21 protein-coding genes are annotated in these 19,039 nt (G+C 38.2%); 7 read left to right on the top strand and 14 right to left on the bottom strand.

Features of this window, described 5'->3' with window-relative positions; all coding sequences use genetic code 11:
* Positions 1 to 40 precede the first annotated feature (40 nt).
* From hpf to ESZ36_RS03025, 8 genes are all read right to left on the bottom strand, one after another.
* Positions 41 to 328 carry a ribosome hibernation promoting factor gene (hpf, locus tag ESZ36_RS03060; protein ID WP_146783409.1) on the bottom strand — a complete coding sequence of 96 codons (288 nt, stop codon included), beginning with the start codon at positions 326 to 328 and terminating at the stop codon, positions 41 to 43.
* 26 nt (positions 329 to 354) lie between these two features.
* A complete protein-coding gene (locus ESZ36_RS03055; protein ID WP_146783406.1) occupies positions 355 to 1,872 on the bottom strand; it encodes an RNA polymerase factor sigma-54 in 1,518 nt (505 codons plus the stop codon).
* A 107-nt stretch (positions 1,873 to 1,979) separates the two neighbouring features.
* Positions 1,980 to 2,729 (bottom strand): LPS export ABC transporter ATP-binding protein, encoded by a 750-nt coding sequence (lptB, locus tag ESZ36_RS03050; RefSeq protein ID WP_211357764.1) that lies wholly within the window; start codon positions 2,727 to 2,729, stop codon positions 1,980 to 1,982.
* On the bottom strand, positions 2,725 to 3,363 hold the full coding sequence (lptA, locus tag ESZ36_RS03045) for a lipopolysaccharide transport periplasmic protein LptA (RefSeq protein ID WP_246128969.1): 639 nt from the start codon (positions 3,361 to 3,363) through the stop codon (positions 2,725 to 2,727). The genes lptB and lptA overlap by 5 nt, the downstream gene beginning before the upstream one ends.
* Positions 3,350 to 3,919, bottom strand: a complete 570-nt coding sequence (lptC, locus tag ESZ36_RS03040; RefSeq protein ID WP_146783404.1) for an LPS export ABC transporter periplasmic protein LptC — start codon at positions 3,917 to 3,919, stop codon at positions 3,350 to 3,352. Before lptC ends, lptA begins: the two co-directional genes overlap by 14 nt.
* Positions 3,916 to 4,461 (bottom strand): 3-deoxy-manno-octulosonate-8-phosphatase KdsC, encoded by a 546-nt coding sequence (gene kdsC, locus ESZ36_RS03035; RefSeq protein WP_146783401.1) that lies wholly within the window; start codon positions 4,459 to 4,461, stop codon positions 3,916 to 3,918. Before kdsC ends, lptC begins: the two co-directional genes overlap by 4 nt.
* The gene (locus ESZ36_RS03030) at positions 4,461 to 5,426 is read right to left on the bottom strand and encodes a KpsF/GutQ family sugar-phosphate isomerase (protein ID WP_146783398.1); all 966 of its coding nucleotides are present in this window, start codon (positions 5,424 to 5,426) and stop codon (positions 4,461 to 4,463) included. Before ESZ36_RS03030 ends, kdsC begins: the two co-directional genes overlap by 1 nt.
* A gap of 27 nt (positions 5,427 to 5,453) precedes the next feature.
* Positions 5,454 to 6,434 (bottom strand): calcium/sodium antiporter, encoded by a 981-nt coding sequence (locus tag ESZ36_RS03025; RefSeq protein WP_146783395.1) that lies wholly within the window; start codon positions 6,432 to 6,434, stop codon positions 5,454 to 5,456.
* A 266-nt stretch (positions 6,435 to 6,700) separates the two neighbouring features.
* Here ESZ36_RS03025 and mlaF point away from each other — a divergent pair, with 266 nt between their 5' ends.
* The 7 genes from mlaF to murA all read left to right on the top strand — a co-directional run bounded on the left by mlaF (position 6,701) and on the right by murA (position 11,701).
* Complete coding sequence (gene mlaF, locus ESZ36_RS03020) at positions 6,701 to 7,531, top strand: phospholipid ABC transporter ATP-binding protein MlaF (protein ID WP_146783392.1); 831 nt, start codon at positions 6,701 to 6,703, stop codon at positions 7,529 to 7,531.
* Positions 7,532 to 7,557: 26 nt separating this feature from the next.
* Positions 7,558 to 8,334: a lipid asymmetry maintenance ABC transporter permease subunit MlaE gene (mlaE, locus tag ESZ36_RS03015; protein ID WP_146783389.1), complete on the top strand. Its 777-nt coding sequence runs from the start codon at positions 7,558 to 7,560 to the stop codon at positions 8,332 to 8,334.
* Positions 8,335 to 8,419: 85 nt separating this feature from the next.
* Positions 8,420 to 8,893, top strand: a complete 474-nt coding sequence (gene mlaD / locus ESZ36_RS03010; RefSeq protein WP_146783386.1) for an outer membrane lipid asymmetry maintenance protein MlaD — start codon at positions 8,420 to 8,422, stop codon at positions 8,891 to 8,893.
* A gap of 4 nt (positions 8,894 to 8,897) precedes the next feature.
* Positions 8,898 to 9,674: an MlaC/ttg2D family ABC transporter substrate-binding protein gene (locus tag ESZ36_RS03005; protein ID WP_146783383.1), complete on the top strand. Its 777-nt coding sequence runs from the start codon at positions 8,898 to 8,900 to the stop codon at positions 9,672 to 9,674.
* A 3-nt stretch (positions 9,675 to 9,677) separates the two neighbouring features.
* Positions 9,678 to 9,980 (top strand): STAS domain-containing protein, encoded by a 303-nt coding sequence (locus ESZ36_RS03000; RefSeq protein WP_146783380.1) that lies wholly within the window; start codon positions 9,678 to 9,680, stop codon positions 9,978 to 9,980.
* 76 nt (positions 9,981 to 10,056) lie between these two features.
* Positions 10,057 to 10,320, top strand: coding sequence for a BolA family protein (locus tag ESZ36_RS02995; protein ID WP_146783377.1), 264 nt, complete (start codon positions 10,057 to 10,059; stop codon positions 10,318 to 10,320).
* Positions 10,321 to 10,438: 118 nt separating this feature from the next.
* On the top strand, positions 10,439 to 11,701 hold the full coding sequence (gene murA, locus ESZ36_RS02990; protein ID WP_146783374.1) for a UDP-N-acetylglucosamine 1-carboxyvinyltransferase: 1,263 nt from the start codon (positions 10,439 to 10,441) through the stop codon (positions 11,699 to 11,701).
* A 432-nt stretch (positions 11,702 to 12,133) separates the two neighbouring features.
* Here murA and ESZ36_RS02985 read toward each other — a convergent pair whose 3' ends face one another.
* The 6 genes from ESZ36_RS02985 to surA all read right to left on the bottom strand — a co-directional run bounded on the left by ESZ36_RS02985 (position 12,134) and on the right by surA (position 19,032).
* Positions 12,134 to 12,340 (bottom strand): cold-shock protein, encoded by a 207-nt coding sequence (locus ESZ36_RS02985; RefSeq protein ID WP_011045258.1) that lies wholly within the window; start codon positions 12,338 to 12,340, stop codon positions 12,134 to 12,136.
* Positions 12,341 to 12,782: 442 nt separating this feature from the next.
* Positions 12,783 to 14,801, bottom strand: a complete 2,019-nt coding sequence (locus ESZ36_RS02980; RefSeq protein ID WP_146783372.1) for a HAMP domain-containing methyl-accepting chemotaxis protein — start codon at positions 14,799 to 14,801, stop codon at positions 12,783 to 12,785.
* Between the two features lie 143 nt (positions 14,802 to 14,944).
* Positions 14,945 to 15,802 carry a symmetrical bis(5'-nucleosyl)-tetraphosphatase gene (locus ESZ36_RS02975; protein WP_146783369.1) on the bottom strand — a complete coding sequence of 286 codons (858 nt, stop codon included), beginning with the start codon at positions 15,800 to 15,802 and terminating at the stop codon, positions 14,945 to 14,947.
* 3 nt (positions 15,803 to 15,805) lie between these two features.
* Positions 15,806 to 16,711: a 16S rRNA (adenine(1518)-N(6)/adenine(1519)-N(6))-dimethyltransferase RsmA gene (gene rsmA / locus ESZ36_RS02970; RefSeq protein WP_146783367.1), complete on the bottom strand. Its 906-nt coding sequence runs from the start codon at positions 16,709 to 16,711 to the stop codon at positions 15,806 to 15,808.
* Between the two features lie 18 nt (positions 16,712 to 16,729).
* Positions 16,730 to 17,710, bottom strand: coding sequence for a 4-hydroxythreonine-4-phosphate dehydrogenase PdxA (gene pdxA, locus ESZ36_RS02965; protein ID WP_146783364.1), 981 nt, complete (start codon positions 17,708 to 17,710; stop codon positions 16,730 to 16,732).
* Positions 17,710 to 19,032, bottom strand: a complete 1,323-nt coding sequence (surA, locus tag ESZ36_RS02960; protein ID WP_281285030.1) for a peptidylprolyl isomerase SurA — start codon at positions 19,030 to 19,032, stop codon at positions 17,710 to 17,712. Before surA ends, pdxA begins: the two co-directional genes overlap by 1 nt.
* Positions 19,033 to 19,039: the final 7 nt, after the last annotated feature.

Here is a 19,039-nt window from a genome sequence, read left to right as displayed (position 1 = left end):
GCTTTAATTACTTTAAAGCGGTCTTTCGGATTAACTCAGCTTAATGATGAGATACCTTAGCTTTATACTTAAGGATCTGCCTATCGAGTTTATCAACTAAGGTATCAATAGAGGCATACATATCGCTGTTGACTGCAGAAGCAAATACTTCACTGCCATTCATATGGACATTAGCTTCAGCTTTTTGGTTAAGCTTTTCTACAGTAAGTACAACATGAACATTATTAATGTGATCAAAATGTCGCTCTAATTTTGAAAATTTTGTATCGACATATTCGCGTAATGAACTGGTTACTTCAACATGGTGTCCAGAAAGATTAATTTGCATAAGCATGATCCTTTTATTGTAGTCTTCTAAAGTAAACTCTTACGTTGATTTGACGGTGGTATCGCTAACGATTCTCGGTATTTAGCGATTGTACGTCGTGCCACTTTGATTCCCTGCTCAGCTAATAAGTTAGCCATTTTACTATCACTTAACGGTTTAGCAGGTGTTTCCGCTAAGATAAGTTTTTTAATTAAAGAACGAATTGCTGTAGATGAACATTCACCACCATTCTCTGTACTGACATGACTAGAGAAGAAGTACTTGAGTTCGAAGATTCCTCTTGGTGTGTGCATATATTTTTGCGTTGTAACACGTGAAATGGTGGACTCGTGCATATCAACAGCTTCAGCTATATCATTGAGTACCATAGGACGCATGGCCTCTGCACCGTGTTCTAAAAAGCCCTGTTGACGTTGAACAATGCAGTTAGATACTTTAAGTAAAGTGTCATTGCGAGACTCTAAACTTTTTATGAACCATTTAGCTTCCTGCAAGTTAGATCTAATAAATTGTCCATCATTAGTTGATGACTTCATTGTTTTAGACATTGCTGCGTATTGCTGATTGATAGATAGTTTTGGCGCTGTATCAGAATTTAATTCAACCACCCAACGACCATTTTTTTTCTCAACAGAAACATCAGGAATAACATACTGGTCATTACCTTTGATCACTGCATCACCAGGGCGAGGATTCAAGCTTTGAATTAAACGCATTACTTCGCGGAGTTGATCTTCTTTTAACTTGGTTTTACGCATTAACTGCCGGTAATCTCGATTACCAAGCAAATCAATATGGTCGTTGATTATTAATTTACTTTCTTTCAGATAAGGGGTGTCGGCACTAAATTGATTTAATTGAATAAGTAAGCAATCAGGAATTGAGCGAGCGGCGACACCAATAGGATCAAACATATTAATACGCTTTAACACGGCTTCTACTTCATCAAGCTCGAGTCCTTCAGTACCAACACTATCTAATATATCTTCTGGTGATACGGTTAAATAACCTGCATCATCAACTGCTTCAATAATAGCAATTGCGATGGTTTTATCTGTATCGCTGAACGGGGTTAATTCCATTTGCCATAATAAATGATCTTGAATGGAATCAGTGGTTTCACCCTGATAGGTATAGTCATCAGCAGGGCTACTTACTGCGCCGGTATTTGATACCCCTGCACTGTAGCTTTCTTCCCAAGTAGTATCGATATTGAGTTCTTCTGGTATATCACTTTTTTCCATCGCCTCAGTTGTACTGATTTCGTCAATACTTGCCTGCTGCTCTTCACTACCATCGCTCGCAGGTTGGTCCGATTTGTCTTCATTGGTACTAGATGAAAAGGCTTCTTCGAGATTATTTTGTTCACTTGAACTGTCACTTTGAGCTTTTTCATCAAGCTCAAGTAATGGGTTGCTCTCTAAAACTTCTTGAATTTCTTGTTGTAACTCTAACGTAGACAATTGCAACAGCTTAATAGCTTGTTGCAATTGTGGTGTCATCGTTAAGTGTTGTCCAATACGGAGCTGTAGTGTAGGGCGCATCTAGGTTATATGATTTCCTATTTATTATTCTTAGTCGTTACGCTAAAACAAGATGTAACGACTATTCTATTAAGTATTCTGACTAAATTTACTAGCCTATCGCTTTACTATAGCGTGAATTGTTCGCCAAGGTATACATCTCTGACTTTTTGATTAGCAAGAATTTGATCTGCATTACCTTGTGCAATAATTTCACCATTACTAACTATATAAGCATGTTCACAAACGTCTAATGTCTCTCTCACATTATGGTCTGTGATTAATATACCTATGCCTCGTTGTTTTAAGTGTAAGATGATTTTTTTAATGTCGCCAACCGAAATAGGATCAACACCGGCAAAGGGTTCATCTAATAAAATAAATTGAGGGTCTGCAGCGAGCGCTCTGGCAATTTCAACTCTTCGTCTTTCGCCACCTGATAAGCTCATGCCGGTATTGTCTTTGATATGACAAATATGGAACTCTTCTAATAAATTTTCAAGTTTCTCAGCGCGCTGGGCTTCACTAAGCTCTTTGCGTGTTTGTAATATCGCCATGATATTATCACTAACGGTGAGCTTTCTAAAAATTGATGCTTCTTGAGGTAAATAGCCAATACCGCTTCGTGCTCTTTCATGCATAGGAGCAAGAGTTAGGTCTCGACCGTTGAGCTTGATAGATCCATTGTCATTTGGCACTAAGCCAACGATCATATAAAAGGAAGTGGTTTTTCCGGCGCCATTGGGCCCTAATAAGCCAACTATTTGTCCTGCGTCAACTTGCAAACTAACATTTTTAACAACTTGTCTGCTTTTATAAGACTTCGATAAACCATCGGCAATAAGTGTATTTACCAGCGTTTTGCTCGTGGTTTTAATTGTCACGGCTATCGCCTTCTTTTTCTACTACCTTGTCGGTTGGTTTTTCTTCTTTAGATTTTTCGTAAGTCTCTTTCTGTTTTTTGAGAACGGTTGGTTGTAATATGGTAGTAACAGGTTGATTATTGGCACTTTGTGCTTCTAGTTTTTCACTTACAGTATTATAAGTTATTTCATTACCACTGACTTCACTTCCCGCTTGCTTGACTAGGGCATTACCTGAAATAGTAATCATATTTGAGCTAGGGTTATAGGTTATTTCATCTGCCTGTAAAGTGATTAAGCTACCATCTTCGAGTTGTTGCTGGAAAATAGCGGGCTTTCCTTTTGCTAAATAAGTATCATTTTTTGTGCCATTCTTTTCATCAATGCGGCTAAATACTTTAACTACATCTGCGGTAATAGAAATTGAGCCTTGGCGAATACTGACATTATCTAAATAACTTGCAATTTTATTTTTGAGATCTGCAGCTTGTCGCTGTGATTTAATGGTGATCTCTTGTTCTAAATCTGTTTTATCTGCATGGGCAGGACTGCAAAGAATTAGGCTACAAGTTAGCGCTATTACTTTGAATGTATTATGTTTGAAGGTACTACGTTTGAAGGTAATACGGCTTAAATTAGCTTTCATCATATTTTTTATAAATAGTACGTTCATGCTGAGTTAGGGTCATTTGTTTAGTGTTTAAATCTATAATTAATCCTGAGCCGTACATGGTGAAATCTTTTCCGACCACAACAACTGATTGCTCTGAACTAATGATATTGGTTTTTAAATCTAATGCTATTGTTTTGCAATGAATCTCTTTTATTAAGCTGTCAATTTCTGTTGCTGTAATATGTACTTGATTCTTTAGTTCTACACGGTTGTCTTTGTAAAGTGTCGCTTCTTGCGCACTGACCTTCCATGGCTGACCTTCTTTTTGCGGATATAATGTGTAATTCGGCAATTCAAAGTAACTGACTTCTAAATCAGAATAATGCTCCATTCTTTCTGCTTCAATAGTGTGGGAAAGTTGCCCTAAGTCACTATAGATTTTGCTTTGTAGCTGCTCAGCAATAAAATCCGGACGTTGCTCATCAACAATTAAAGTATCTTGCTCTATTGAAGCACTACGCCACTCAATAATGCCATAAATTAGCGCACTAAGCAGTAAGACAAATAGCGCTAGGCTATTTAATCGATTCATATACTCGCGCCTGATGCACTGTTTAAGTTATTTTGGCTTTGCATGATCAAATCACATGTTTCTCGCACTGCGCCAAAACCACCGGGAGTAAAGGTAGTATAATCGGCACCGCGTAATACTAGAGGATGGCCATCGGAAACACTAATGCCAAGACCTACTTCTTTAATGCAGCTTAAGTCGGGTACATCATCACCAATGTACGCTACCTCGTTAAGAGTAATGTTTAATTGTTGAGTTAACTCGATCAATGCAGGTAGTTTATCTTCTTGGCCTTGAATAATATGCGCCACGTTTAATGCTTTCATACGATTTGCTACGATAGCAGAATTTCTTCCCGTAATTATAGCAACATCAACACCACTAGCTCCTAAGGCCTTAATGCCGAAACCATCTTTGGTATGAAAAGCTTTTAACTCTTCACCATCATTTCCTAAATATATTCTGCCGTCAGAAAATACGCCATCAACATCGCATACCAGTAACTTTATTTGTTTCGCTTTGGCTAAAATGTCGTGTTCTACATTACCATATAGGGTATTCATTAAAGCACTCCAGAACTTAAGAAGTCATGCATATTCATTGCACCTACAGGTGTATTATTGCTATCGACAATAATAAGACCATTTATTTTTTTATCTTCCATAATTTTTAGCGCCTGAGCAGCCAGCATATCACTTTGCGCTACGCTAGGATTATGGGTCATTACTGTGTTAATACTCTCACTGTGGATATCTATTCTATTATCTAATACCCTGCGAAGATCACCATCAGTAAATAAACCGACTAGTTGTTGTTGCTCATTAACTATAGCAGTCATGCCCAAGCCTTTTAATGACATTTCAACCAAGGCATCTTTAATCAGTGCATGTTCTGAAATCATAGGAACACGTTCGCCTTGATGCATAATATCATTTAGGCGTAATAATAAACGTTTACCTAAACTGCCTCCTGGATGAGATAAAGCAAAATCATCCGCAGTAAAATCACGAGCATTGAGCAAAGCGACTGCTAAAGCGTCGCCCATTACTAACGTTGCCGTAGTACTTGATGTTGGGGCTAAACCAAGTGGACAAGCTTCAGCAGATACTTTAATGCAAACATGGGTGTCTGCTAATTTAGCTAAGGTCGATTCAGTGTTACCTGTCATTGAAATTAGTTTGGCACCTATGCGCTTAATAACAGGGATTATGGCAAGTACTTCACTGGTTTCACCTGAGTTAGAGATGGTTAAAACTACATCATTACTGGTGATCATGCCTAGATCGCCATGACTGGCTTCTCCAGGGTGAACAAAAAATGATGGTGTCCCAGTACTGGCAAGCGTAGCCGCTATTTTACCGCCAATATGACCTGATTTGCCCATGCCAATGACGATCACTCGTCCTTTGCAATGAAACATGAGTTGACAGGCAAGTTCAAAGTTATCATCAATAAACTGTACTAGTTCAGCGATGGCTTGCTGCTCAATCTCAATAACGTTTTTTGCTAACTGTTTGAAATTTTTCATAATGGTTAATTAATCTCAGTCTTTATATTATGACAATTGACTAAAAAGTAATACTTGATAAGCGGCAAAGCTTAGCAGTAATAATAGGCCTTTGGCACGGGTAATTCTAAATGAACCTAAGCGGCGACTAAAACATAAGATAAATAGCAGTAAAGTAATACCTAACATATAAGGTGCATCTCTACTGGCAGCTGAAGGATCAATATTACCAGGAGCAATCAGACCGGCTATTGGCAATACCGCCAAAATATTAAAGATGTTAGAACCTATTATATTACCGAGTGCTAAATCATCTTCTTTTTTGATTATGCTCATTATGCTCGCGGCTAGCTCGGGTAAACTGGTACCAATCGCAATAATAGTTAAACCTATAACTAAGTCACTTATGCCGTAAGCTTTAGCAATATATACAGAAGAGTCAACCAAAAAGCTCGCGCTCAATGGTAATAAAATGATACCAACACCCAACCAAATCAAAGATAATTTCATACTAACGGCAGCGGCAACATCCTGTTCTGCCTCAATAATCAAAGGATCATCACTAGGTCTACCCTTTGTTTTTTTCAATGTGATAACAAGGAGGGTAATAATGTAGATGGCAAAACCGGATATCAAGATAATACCTTCAATGAAACTAAAGTGATTATCAATAAGTAACCAATATCCTAAGGCGGTAACAGCCAATATAATAGGGATTTCACGCCTTATTGTTTGTGATGAAACAGTTAATGGTTGTAGTAAAGCTGTAATACCAAGTACCAAGGCTATATTGGTAATATTTGAACCAATAGCATTACCGATGGCTGTATCAGGGTTACCTTGCATCGATGCCGTTGCAGCCACCATCATTTCTGGTGCTGAAGAACCCATAGCAACGATAGTTAAACCAATTATCATTGGTGAGATACCTAAGTTTCTTGCTAATGATGAAGCACCAAAAACGAATTTATCGGCACTCCAAACTAAAGCAACAAGGGCAATGAGTAATATAAATATTTGTTCTAGCATTAATGACTCCAAGGTTAAGGGTAAATTGTCGCTGGTTGTTGAACAAAAAAGAAGTAAATAATGTCAACTGAAGGAAAATAATATTCTTTTGTCTTACTTTTGAGCAAAAACGATCACTTTCTTACAATTTAACCTTTAATTTTTACACTTATTGCGCTGTTATTTGTTAATTTCTAATGAAGAATTGTTACCGCTCAGGTAAAATCACCTGTATTAAAAGAATTCCTATTGTAGATTTAGACAATAAACAACAGTGACGTTGAATTATGACAAATCCCGCACCTGAAGAAAATTTGGTTGAAATTGAAAACCTGACCTTTAAACGAGGTGAGCGTGTGATTTATGACGATATCAGCTTGTCTATTCCTAAAGGGAAAGTTACCGCTATTATGGGGCCGAGTGGTATTGGTAAGACCACCTTACTTCGCTTGATTGGTGGCCAAATAAAACCTGAAAGTGGCAATATACTTTTTGCGGGTAAAAACATCCCTTTGTTATCACGTACGGACTTATATGAAGTCCGTAAAGATATGAGTATGCTCTTTCAAAGTGGTGCTTTATTTACTGAAATGAGTGTTTACGATAATATTGCCTTCCCCATAAGAGAACATACCCAATTATCTGAAGCCATCATTGAAAAAATTGTCTTGATGAAACTCGAAGCAGTAGGCTTGCGAGGTGCAAGGCACTTACAGCCAAGTGAACTTTCTGGGGGCATGGCTCGTAGGGTTGCACTAGCACGAGCAATTGCTTTAGATCCTGAACTCATATTGTATGATGAGCCTTTTGCTGGTCAAGACCCTATTTCTATGGGAGTTATTGTTCGGTTAATACGTTCATTAAGTGATGCGTTGGGGTTAACTTCGATAGTGGTTTCACACGATGTTCCTGAGGTCATGAGCATCGCAGATTATATTTATATTGTTGCCGAAAAGAAAATCATTGGTCATGGTACACCAGAGCAAATACGCCAAGATAGTTCTCCCTTGGTACAACAATTTATTCATGGTGAAGCTGATGGTGCAGTACCTTTTCATTATGAAGCGCCGGCTTATAGTGATGAACTCATTAAAACATCGTCAAAAAGAGTTGGATAAATGAATCAGTTTCAAGGCGGAAAATAGTGCAATATATACAGTTTTTAGGTAAGCAAACTCTGAATATGATAAGTGGTTTAGGGCGGGCAGTGATCTTGTTGATGTCAGCGTTAATGCATGTACCCAATATTCGTAAGGGCACGCCTTTACTGATGCAACAGCTATACAGTGTCGGTGTATTGTCTTTGTTGATCATTGTGGTGTCAGGTACGTTTATTGGCATGGTCTTGGCTTTACAGGGCTATACTATACTTGTGGGATATGGCGCGGAAGCTAGTTTAGGTCCTATGGTTGCCCTGTCGTTATTGAGAGAGCTTGGTCCCGTGGTTGCCGCTTTATTATTTGCTGGACGTGCAGGGTCCGCACTTACCGCTGAAATAGGTTTGATGAAAGCGACTGAGCAATTATCGAGTCTAGAGATGATGGCGATTGACCCATTAAGACGAGTCATCGCGCCACGTTTTTGGGCTGGATTTATTAGTTTACCCTTGTTGGCTGCTATTTTTTCTATGGTCGGTATACTTGGCGCCCACGTTGTTGGAGTTGATTGGTTAGGTGTTGATGGCGGAACTTTTTGGTCGGTAATGCAAGATCAGGTCGACTTTGAAAAAGACATTCTCAACGGTATTATTAAAAGTATTGTCTTTGCTTTTGTTGTGATGTGGATAGCCGTATACAAAGGCTATGATTGTGAACCAACCTCTGAAGGTATTAGTCGTGCGACTACCTCAACTGTAGTGCAATCATCATTATTGGTGTTATTTTTGGATTTCATATTAACGGCATTAATGTTCGTCAAGTAATTTAGGCTCGTAAAGCAATTACTGCACATTGTTATCCCGTTAAAATTAATTATTAAACTTTTATTATAAAGCGTTGGTGAAAGACATGGTGTCTAAGAAAATAGAGTTATTGGTAGGTTTTTTTGTTGCATTAGGTCTAGCTGCCTTATTGATGTTATCACTTAAAGTCGCAGACTCAGGTATTGGTGGTAATGGTGATAGTTATCAGCTTTTTGCTAAGTTCGATAATATTGGCGGCTTAAAAGTGCGCTCACCAATAAAAGTTGGCGGCGTTGTTGTTGGTCGTGTTAGTGATATTTCGTTAGATGAAGAAGACTATACACCCGTAGTTACTCTTGAAATTTATACACAATATAATAAATTCTCAGAAGCTACTTCTGTCGCAATATTAACGGCAGGTTTATTAGGTGAGCAGTATTTAGGCGTGCAACCTGGCTTTGTAGACGAATCCGTTGATACTTTGCAACCAGGTGATTTTATTGAAGACACTAAACCAGCTTTAGTACTAGAAGAGTTGATAGGACAGTTTTTATTTAGCCAGGGAAGTGGTGAGGAGTAGATAAGTGAGCTTAAGTAAGTTTTGTACAAATAATGTTGTTTTGAGTTTAGCTATTGGTCTGGCACTTAGTCTGACCATTAGTAAGAGTGCTCTTGCTAATAATGAAATAGCAGTAACTACGTTACCTTCTCAGGCAATTGAGCTATCGACAGAGCCAAGACGACAAATCGTTGACCAAAGTAATCCCTATCAGATGGTACAAGGTGCGGCTGAGCAGACGTTTAAACGATTCGCACGTGAACAACAAGCTATTCAAGAGAATCCAAACTTGTTGAAAGATATCGTTCGAGAAGAGTTGATGCCTTATATCAACTATAAATACTCTGCTTTTAAGGTGATTGGTAAGCATTTAAGAAAAACAACAGATGCCGAGCGTCGTGCCTTTGTACCTGTATTTCGAGAGTATTTGGTGAGCTCTTATGCACAAGTCTTTACTTTATATGATAATCAGGCGGTAGAGTTTTCTCCAGAAAGATCATTTGCGGGTAAAAAAATAGTCGCTGTGAATACACGGATTATTATGGTGGGTCGAGATAATATTGATGTGGCGTTCAAGGTTAGGCTTAATAAAAAAACTAAACAGTGGCAAGCATTTGATATGGTTGCAGAAGGGATTAGCTTACTTGACTCAAAGCAAGCTGAGCTAGGTAGTATCATTAGACAAAAAGGCCTACCTTACGTTACTGAATTATTAAAAAGCAAAAGTACTCGGAACATTGTTTTTAAAAATCGTGCAGTAAAAGATGAAAGTTCAGCGGAAAAAAATGAACAGCAAGGATAAATAGTGAGTAAAGCGAATATAGTTCTTAATCATGGTACTCTAGCTGTCTCTGGTCAATTGAGCCGACATAGTGTCGCGCATATCAAAAATAGTGAATATGTAAATTGGTTTGCACATGGCGCTATTAATGTTGATTTAAGCAAAGTTAGTAAGGCTGATACAGCTGGCCTTGCTTGGCTGTTTTACCTTTTAGAACAGGCTGCACATCATTCTTGTCAGTTAAGTTTTAGCAATATACCTGAAAAATTAACTAAACTAATCACCTTAAGTGGCGTAGATGGTTTATTACCTATAAAATGTGATTAGTATCATATATACCCAAACCACCTAAATATGCATCTTCAAGTGGCTTGGATATCAATAACGAACAAAGGAGACTCCCTTGGAAGTTGGTGAGATTGAACAATTAGTAAGTAAATTAATAAATGAAGCACTTGAGCTTGATGAAGTACATGTAAAATTTGATGGTTCTCAATGCCGAATTAATGCAGTAAGTGACATGTTTGACGATTTAAGTCGTGTTAAGCGTCAGCAAGCAGTACTTAAGCCATTAGCTGATATTATAAAAGATGGCACAATCCACGCAGTGACGGTGAAAACATTCAATAAAGCACAATGGCAACGCGATAAACTATTTAATAGTTAGTATTAATGAGTAATAGTGTTACTAAATTGTACTTTTAATGCCTAGTTTTTTAATGCTGGGCATTTTTGTGTATACTGGCTCGATATTTTTTAATCATTTTAAGTAAGTAGTAGTTATTTTGGACGCATTTAAAGTTATTGGTGGTAAACCACTTCGCGGCGATGTCGTGATTTCTGGAGCAAAAAACGCTGCTCTTCCTATTTTAATGTCGGCGCTGTTATCTAAAACGCCTGTTGTTTTTAGTAACGTACCGCAACTGAATGATATCCTAACAACGGTTAAGTTATTAGGTCAGTTAGGCGCTAAAACAAAGTGGCTTAACGAAGAGAAACTCATGATCGATGCTAGTAGCATTGATGTTTGTCGCGCACCCTATGATTTAGTAAAAACCATGCGTGCGTCAATTTTAGTTCTTGGCCCATTATTAGCTCGTATGGGACATGCTGAAGTGTCTTTGCCAGGTGGATGTGCCATCGGTGCAAGGCCAGTTAACCTGCATATCCAAGGTTTAAAGCTTATGGGCGCAGATATTACCGTTGAAGATGGTTATATCGTAGCTAAAAAGCAAGGTCGCTTAACTGGTGCGACTATTTTTATGGACACGGTTAGTGTTACGGGTACAGAAAACTTAATGATGGCCGCAGCATTAGCTGAAGGCATTACCGTTATTGAGAATGCTGCTCGTGAGCCTGAAATTGTTGATTTAGCCAATTGTTTAATAAGCATGGGTGCTAAAATCACAGGTGCAGGTACCGATACTTTAACCATTGAAGGTGTTAGTGAACTTTGTGGTAAAGAATACTCTGTTATGCCTGATCGTATTGAAACAGGCACTTTCTTAGTGGCTGCAGCTGTAACTCAAGGGCATATCAAGTGTTTAAAAACCGATCCATCTTCGTTAGAAGCCGTAATAAGTAAACTTCAAGAAGCAGGGGCTACTATCACTACGGGTGATGATTGGATAGAACTTGAAATGTCCGCGCCTGCGAAAGCGGTAAATGTTAGAACTGCTCCTCATCCAGCGTTTCCTACTGATATGCAAGCACAGTTTATGACTATGAATGTATTAGCAGAAGGCACGGCAACGGTCATTGAAACTATTTTTGAGAACCGCTTTATGCATGTTCCAGAATTACAACGCATGGGTGCAGATATCGCTTTAGAAGGTAATACCGCTATTGTTAAGGGAGTTACTAGCCTAAATGGTGCTCAAGTAATGGCTACCGACTTACGTGCTTCAGCAAGTCTTGTAATCGCTGGTTTAGTGGCAAAGTCACCAACCCAAGTTGATAGAATCTATCATATTGACCGTGGTTATTTGTGCATAGAGGGTAAGTTACAAAGCTTAGGTGCAGATATTACTAGAATCAAAGTTGATTAACACCTCGTTATGAGTTGAATTTATTGTCATAGTTATGGCTGTGTTGAAAAGGCTAGTTCTTTATAGGAACTGGCTTTTTTTGTGCCTTAATTTAGAGAATGTATAAATATATCCGTCACCATTTAGGGGGCGTGATTCATAACCTCTACAAAAGGTTGTAGGTTTTTACTGTAATCTTAGCTTTAATAACAACTAGGGTGTAGTTGTATAATCAGTCACTTGGATATAGTGTCAGTGCACTTTACCGGGGATCTTAGTCTAAACTGGGGGAGGCTAGTCTGTGTATCGAAACGTTTGGAGAAGGCAGGTAAATATGGGGGTAAAAACAAAATACATTTCAGACAGGCAATAAAAAAGGACATCCAATTAAGGTATGTCCTTTCTTTAACATCTTTAGGTTTGTTATCGAGTAACTAACCTAAATATTGCAAATTAAAGTGCAACGATGTTTTCAGCTTGAGGTCCTTTCTGACCGTCAGTAACTGTAAATTCAACTTTTTGACCTTCAGCAAGAGTTTTAAAACCGTCACCAACGATAGCGTTGAAATGAGCAAAAACGTCTGGACCATTTTCTTGCTCGATGAAACCAAAACCTTTAGCTTCGTTAAACCATTTTACTGTACCAGTTGTAGTAGACATATGTGTATCCTATAAATATTTAAGAGTAATTGTGCTAACAATCTTGGCATTAAGCTAAGCTGTTAGGGGTTTGCTAAAAAGAGTTGCTATTACTTATAAATCAGGACGTGTTACAGATATCTTATCTAAGGTAAGCATGAGATAACATCGAAATGGTGTACAAAAAAATAAAACTAACTTCAAGCTGGGTGCATTATATAGCTAGAATAATTCTTGTCAACTATAATACCTATTTCATTAAGTTATTACCCATTTTTACTGGCTAAAATACTCGGATATTGCGTTACTATCTATCCCAATAGCCAGCTATTGCTCAATCGAGTGCCTAACCTTGATTTATTTTTCCTTGGTACAACAAAATCAAAAACTTAATAGAATAAGTATCACTGCAATCTAAATGGCAAGTTAAAGGTAAGTTTAGACTTGCCGTTTAGATTGATTACTATAATTTAAATTTCTGTACTGATTGTTGTAACTCTTCAGCTAAACGAGCAACTTCGCTACTTGATGCTGCTGTTTGTTGTGAACCCGCGGTAGTTTGCTCGGCAATAGTCACAATAGACTCAAGGTTTTCACTTATTTCATGGGCAACAACACTTTGCTCTTCAGCAGCCGTTGCAATTTGCGAGCTGCGATCGAATGCCTCGTGTACAGCATGAGTAATAGTTTCGAGTGCTTGGTCAGCTTCCTCACTTTGATTTACACAATCACTGGCTTTAGATTTACCTGCATCCATTACTGTTACAGCTTTCCCTGCTCCTGTTTGTAGTGCTTCTATCATCGTTTGAATTTCAGACGTTGATTCTTGTGTTCTACTGGCTAGAGTACGAACTTCATCTGCAACGACAGCGAACCCTCGTCCTTGCTCACCCGCTCGTGCTGCTTCAATAGCAGCATTCAATGCCAGTAAGTTAGTTTGCTCAGCAATGCCACGAATTACATCTAATATTCCGCCAATTGAGGCACTGTCTTGTTGGAGTTGGTTGATAACTTGAGAGGCCGATTCTACTTCATTAGCCAGCATTTCAATGGTCTGACGGTTTCTGGCTGAAATACCTTTAACTCGTTCAGCTTCTTCATCGGCATGTTTAATTTCGCCTAAGGCATCATTTGCACTAGCAAGTACACTTTGTGAGGTGCTGCTCATTTCTGTTGTCGCTGAAGCGGCTTGTTCTACTTGATTACGTTGTTCTTCTATTGCGGTGGTACTTTGTGCAGTAACTGCAGAGGTTTGTTCTGCAGCAGCAGCTAACTGCGCTGAACGATTAACAATGCTTTCAATTAGGTTACGTAAACTATCAATTAATAAATTACAATTTTTTGATAACTGAGCGAATTCATCTTTACCACTTTCATCTAGTTTCAACGAAAGATCACCAGAGGCCACAATACTTAGCATTTCATTAACTCGTGCTAATGGACGTGTAATGCCAATAAGCGTAATTCGAGCAATTATGAGCGCAACAGCAATTGATATAAGCATAATAATGGTTGTATGCGTCGTACCATTGCTTACCGAATCTTCGATAAGTTGACTGGAAGTTATAGTTGTTTGGTTAGCTAGTTCAAGTTGTTTATCTAATATTTTGTTAGCTTGCTTAGCTACTTTCTCTTCCTTTGATAACATAAGAGAAGCTTGTCGATTAGACTTCAATTGCTTGCTTTTGTGAGCAATGATGCCATTTTCTTGTGATAAAAGACTTTCTATTTCATTGAATGCTAACGTAACTTGCTCAGAGATGTCTTTAACTTCATGGCTATTTAATTCAAAAGTAATATTATCAACTGAGTGTCTTGCATCACTGATACTACGAGTAAGCTCACTGCCGATAAATTCTGCAGTGCTTTCATTCAAGATATCACGATATTCTAGAGCGGAAGAGACAATCGAGTTCAACTGATTTTCGAAGTAGTCACTTAAGTTAATGGCACGTTGAAGCTTAGTATCCGCGAGTTCATGGTCAGCCAAATCAAGCAGTAACATAATGGTGTTATCGGCTTTTTCTTCTAAAATATCAATCTTCTCAGTTAATAACTGCTTTTGTTCGATACTAACTTTACGATGGTTAAACAATTCAATACTCGCATTATGAAAGTTCGAATAAAGCTGGTCTACTTGAGTCAAGTTAGTCAGTAAATCTTGTTCAGAAGCTACTATTTGCTTTAATTCCGATAATTGTTGCGTGAATACTGTATCTATCTTTTTATAATTATTAAGGTCACCAGCTAATAAAGCATGATCCGTTTGGTAATAACCTTTCAAGGTTAAGTTACTCATCTGACTGATCTCAAGGGCAAGTTTATTACTGGCTTTGAGTGTTGGAATAGCTAATGTGTTCTGCTGCTGAGTCGACTCGCTGATGGTGCTTAAATTAGATAACGATATGGTACTAATGACTATCAGTAAAGTTGAGATGATGGCAAAGCCACCAATTATTTTTACAGCTACAGTTAAATTCATTGAATCCACCCAATTGAAAGGCTACTTGCCTAGTTAATACGTTAGTTAGTTTTGATATATCAAGCTATGTTTGTATCGGCAGGTATTAGGAAATACTTAATTGCCAATAACTTTTTATTATACTCAGTGAGAAATAGTTATTGTTAATCACTCAGTTCAGAGCTTTGTATAAAGTATTTTTTATCATGCCAGCGAAGCATGGTCAATTGATTACCCCAAACACAGCCAGTATCTAAGGGATATATATTAGGATGCGAACTTTTGCCCATGAGTGAAGCCCAGTGACCAAATACCCAACTAGTATTATTGATAGTTTGAGATAGTCCATACCAAGGGACTATGTTAGTAACCGTAATATTTTCAGGAGAGTCTTTCTGTTCAAACTCTAGTGTCCCATCAATAAAACAAAATCGCATACGGGTAAAGGCATTAATACTGTAACGAAACTTTTCAATTTCAGTTATTGCTTGATGCCAATCGTTTGGTTTTTCACCATACATAAGTGCTAACCAATTATTACGATCGCTACTGGCTAATTTAGTTTGAATAAGTTTGGCTTGCTCTAGTGCATCCTCAAGCTGCCATTGAGGTGAAATTCCGGCATGGCTCATATAGGCACTGTTGTTATTAACTTGATTTACAGTGTTTGAATTAGAGCAAGTATTAGGTATTTCTTGTAATAAAGGCTGTTCTGCTAACCAGTCCATAAGCTCATCAACATCTGGAGCTGCTAATAGTGCAGATAAGTAATCTGATTTTTTAGCTTTCTTGATACCAGCGTGAACTGAGAGTAAATGTAAGTCGTGGTTACCTAAAACTACTTTGGCGCTTTTGCCAAGAGATTTAACAAAGCGTAAGGTTTCAAGAGAGTTCGGACCGCGAGCGACTAAGTCGCCCGCAAGGTAAAGGACATCGTTATTACGATCGAAGTTGACTTGTGATAACAAGGAGGTCAACTCGTTAAAGCAACCTTGAATATCGCCTACCAGATAGATAGCAATAAGTTATTTAACTTTGGGTGCAGAATTCTCGTTCACATTATCATTTGCAGCTTCAGCTATTTTATTTTTTGCCATGCGTCTTTTTTCTTTAACTGGAGCAACTTCTGGCGGATTATCAACAATAAAATCGGCAAGCTTTTTATACTCATCAAGCGATAAATTTTCTGGGCGTAAGTTAGCATCTATATTTAATTCAGCTAACTGTGCTTCAGTAATCAATTTCTTAAAAGTATTTCGAATAGTTTTTCTGCGTTGGTTAAATGCGGCTAAACAAACGGTGTTTAGTGCATTAATGTCTTTAACAGGGTTCTCAATATGTGCATGAGGAATTAAACGTACTATCGCTGAATCTACTTTGGGAGCAGGTTTAAAAGCTTCCGGTCCTATTTCCATTACGGGAAACACTTGGCATTGATATTGAGTCATTATTGACAAGCGACCATAGGCTTTACAATGTGGTCCGGCAGCCATACGTTCTACAACTTCTTTTTGCAGCATGAAATGCATATCTTTCACTTTATCTTTAAATGTTAAAAGATGAAAAATAAGCGGTGTTGAAATGTTATAGGGTAAATTACCAAAAATTCGCAGTGGTTTTTCTTCTGACGCTAACTCGGAAAAATCAAACTTCAGTGCATCGGTTTCATAGATAGTTAAGTCTTTAGCCAAGAATGGATGATGACGAAGTCTATGGGCAAGGTCTCTGTCTAATTCAACGACTGATAATTTACCTGCGCGTTCGATAACAGGTTCCGTTAAGGCGCCTAAACCAGGGCCAATTTCGACTAGGTTTTCACCAGGTTCGGGGTTAATTGCATCGACAATGTCGCTGATAACAGCATCATTATGGAGAAAGTTCTGTCCAAAGCGTTTTTTAGCTTGATTGCCTAAATGTTTTTTGTCGTTCATAACTACTTCTTTGTTAAACTATTTGTTACTAGCTAGGTTGATGGCGTTGTTCATTGCTTCAATAAAACTGCCTGAGTCTGCGGTACCTTTACCTGCAAGTTCAAGCGCTGTCCCGTGATCAACGGAAGTACGAATAAACGGTAAACCTAGCGTAATATTTACTGAGGATCCAAAACCTTTGTACTTCAGCACAGGAAGACCTTGGTCGTGATACATAGCTAAAATCGCATCAGCTTCAGCCAAATACTTTTCTTGAAAAATAGTATCGGCAGGTAAGGGGCCAATAATATCTATGCCCTCAGCGCGAAGTTCTGCAAAAGCTGGTTCCATGATTTCGATTTCTTCACGGCCAAGATGACCATCCTCACCTGCATGAGGATTAATTCCGCAAGCATAAATTTTAGGCGATTTGATGCCAAATTTATCTTGCAAGTCTTGATGTAAAATACGTGTGACTTTTTGTAAGCGTTCATAGGTAATTGCTTTAGATACATAGGCTAATGGTATGTGCGTAGTTACTAATGCTACTCGAAGACCTTTAGTAGCAAGCATCATTACAACATCGCTGCAGTTGGCTTGAGTTGCAAAGTATTCGGTATGTCCACTAAAAGCAATACCCGCTTTATTTATTAGTCCTTTGTGAACAGGACCGGTAACTATTGCATCAAATTCACCAGATATATTTTTTTCACTGGCAATTCTTAATGTTTCTACCACGTATGAGCCATTTGCACTATTAAGTGTTCCAGGCATGCAAGGTTCAGGTAGCTCAACATCAAGTACTGTTAAACTCCCTGCTTGCTGTGGTTTCGCTGGGGAATGTTGATCATAATCGATTATGGCTAGCGGTAAAGATAGCGCTTTTGCTCTCTCTTGCAATAATGCTTTTGAAGCAATGACAACCATTTCAACAGACCAATCTTGTTGAGCGAGTGTAATTATTAAGTCGGGACCAACACCAGCAGGTTCACCGGGGGTAATGGCAATGCGTTGTGTCATTACTTGTTATCCTGTTCAAAGATTTCAATATAAGCTTCATCACGTGTTTCTTTTAACCAACGGGTACTTTCCATACCATATTTACGGTTAAAAAGAATTTGATAAGCGCGGTTTTCATTCAATTGTGAAGTGGCATCAACCATACGGCGATCTTCTAACATAATAATATGCCAGCCAAAAGAGGAACGAAATGGTTTATGGTATCCACCTTTTTTCATGGTTGCGAGTGCTTCTGTAAAAGCAGGGTCATAGTTTTTAGGATCTGCCCAGCCTAAATCTCCACCACGAACTGACGTTGGCCCTTCAGAATGTTCTTTAGCTAATTCTTCAAAGGTAGCTTCTCCAGCATCTATCTGATTTAACAAGCCTTGTAATAAATTCTTAGCCTTTTCATCACTTAAAATAATCGATGGCTTAATTAATATATGACTAGCTTTTACTTCTTCTACCTCAACTACTTTTCTACCTCGAATATCCAAGACTTTAACTATGCTATAACCTAAACCTGTACGTATTGGGCCAACAATAGTGTCTTTAGGTTTATCGTTAATTAACTCAGAGAAGAGCGTTGGCATTTCATTGATATTTTTCCAACCTAAATCTCCGCCTTTTAACGCATTAGCATCACCTGAAGAGGTTATCGCAATTTTTGCAAAATCAGAACCATCATTAAGTAACTCCACAACCTTTGTTGCGCGAGTCTTAGCAGCGGCTAAATCTTCCTGGCTAGCATCGGCAGGGAATTCTATTAAGATGTGACCTAAATGATATTCGACATTATTACTGCTTTGCTCTTTCATTACTTTAAGTAAATTTGCCACTTCTTGTGGAGAAACAAATATTCGACGTCTAACACTATTACGGCTAACTTCACCTGAAACAAGTTCTATTCGAACATTCTCACGGTATTTTTCATAACTAGTACCCTCATTAATCACCTGTTGGCGAAATTGAGCTAAGGTTAATTTATCTTCTTTGGCCATGTTATTTAAGGTTTGGTCAAGTTGAGCATCACTAATTTGGATGCCCATGCGCTGACCCATTTGACTGAGTAGGCTGTCATTAATTAATTTATCCATCACTTGAATACGTAAAGCTTTATCGGAGGGTAAGCTCTGATTGTTTTTTTTAGCTTGTTGTTTAATATTGACAAGTAGGTCGTTAACATCCGATTCAAGTACTACACCAGTATTAACAATGGCAGCTACTCTATCAAGCAGCTCTTCTTTAGCTTGTACTGACGTGATAGTGGTAATCATAAGGCTAGAGGCTAACAGTAATGCTTTAATTCTATATTTCATATTTTTTATATCTTGTCTTATATTTTTA

This window comes from Colwellia demingiae, assembly GCF_007954275.1.
GTDB lineage: Bacteria > Pseudomonadota > Gammaproteobacteria > Enterobacterales > Alteromonadaceae > Colwellia > Colwellia demingiae.
The sequence above is the reverse complement of the archived record's forward strand: the minus strand, read 5'-3'. Positions and strand labels throughout refer to the sequence as shown.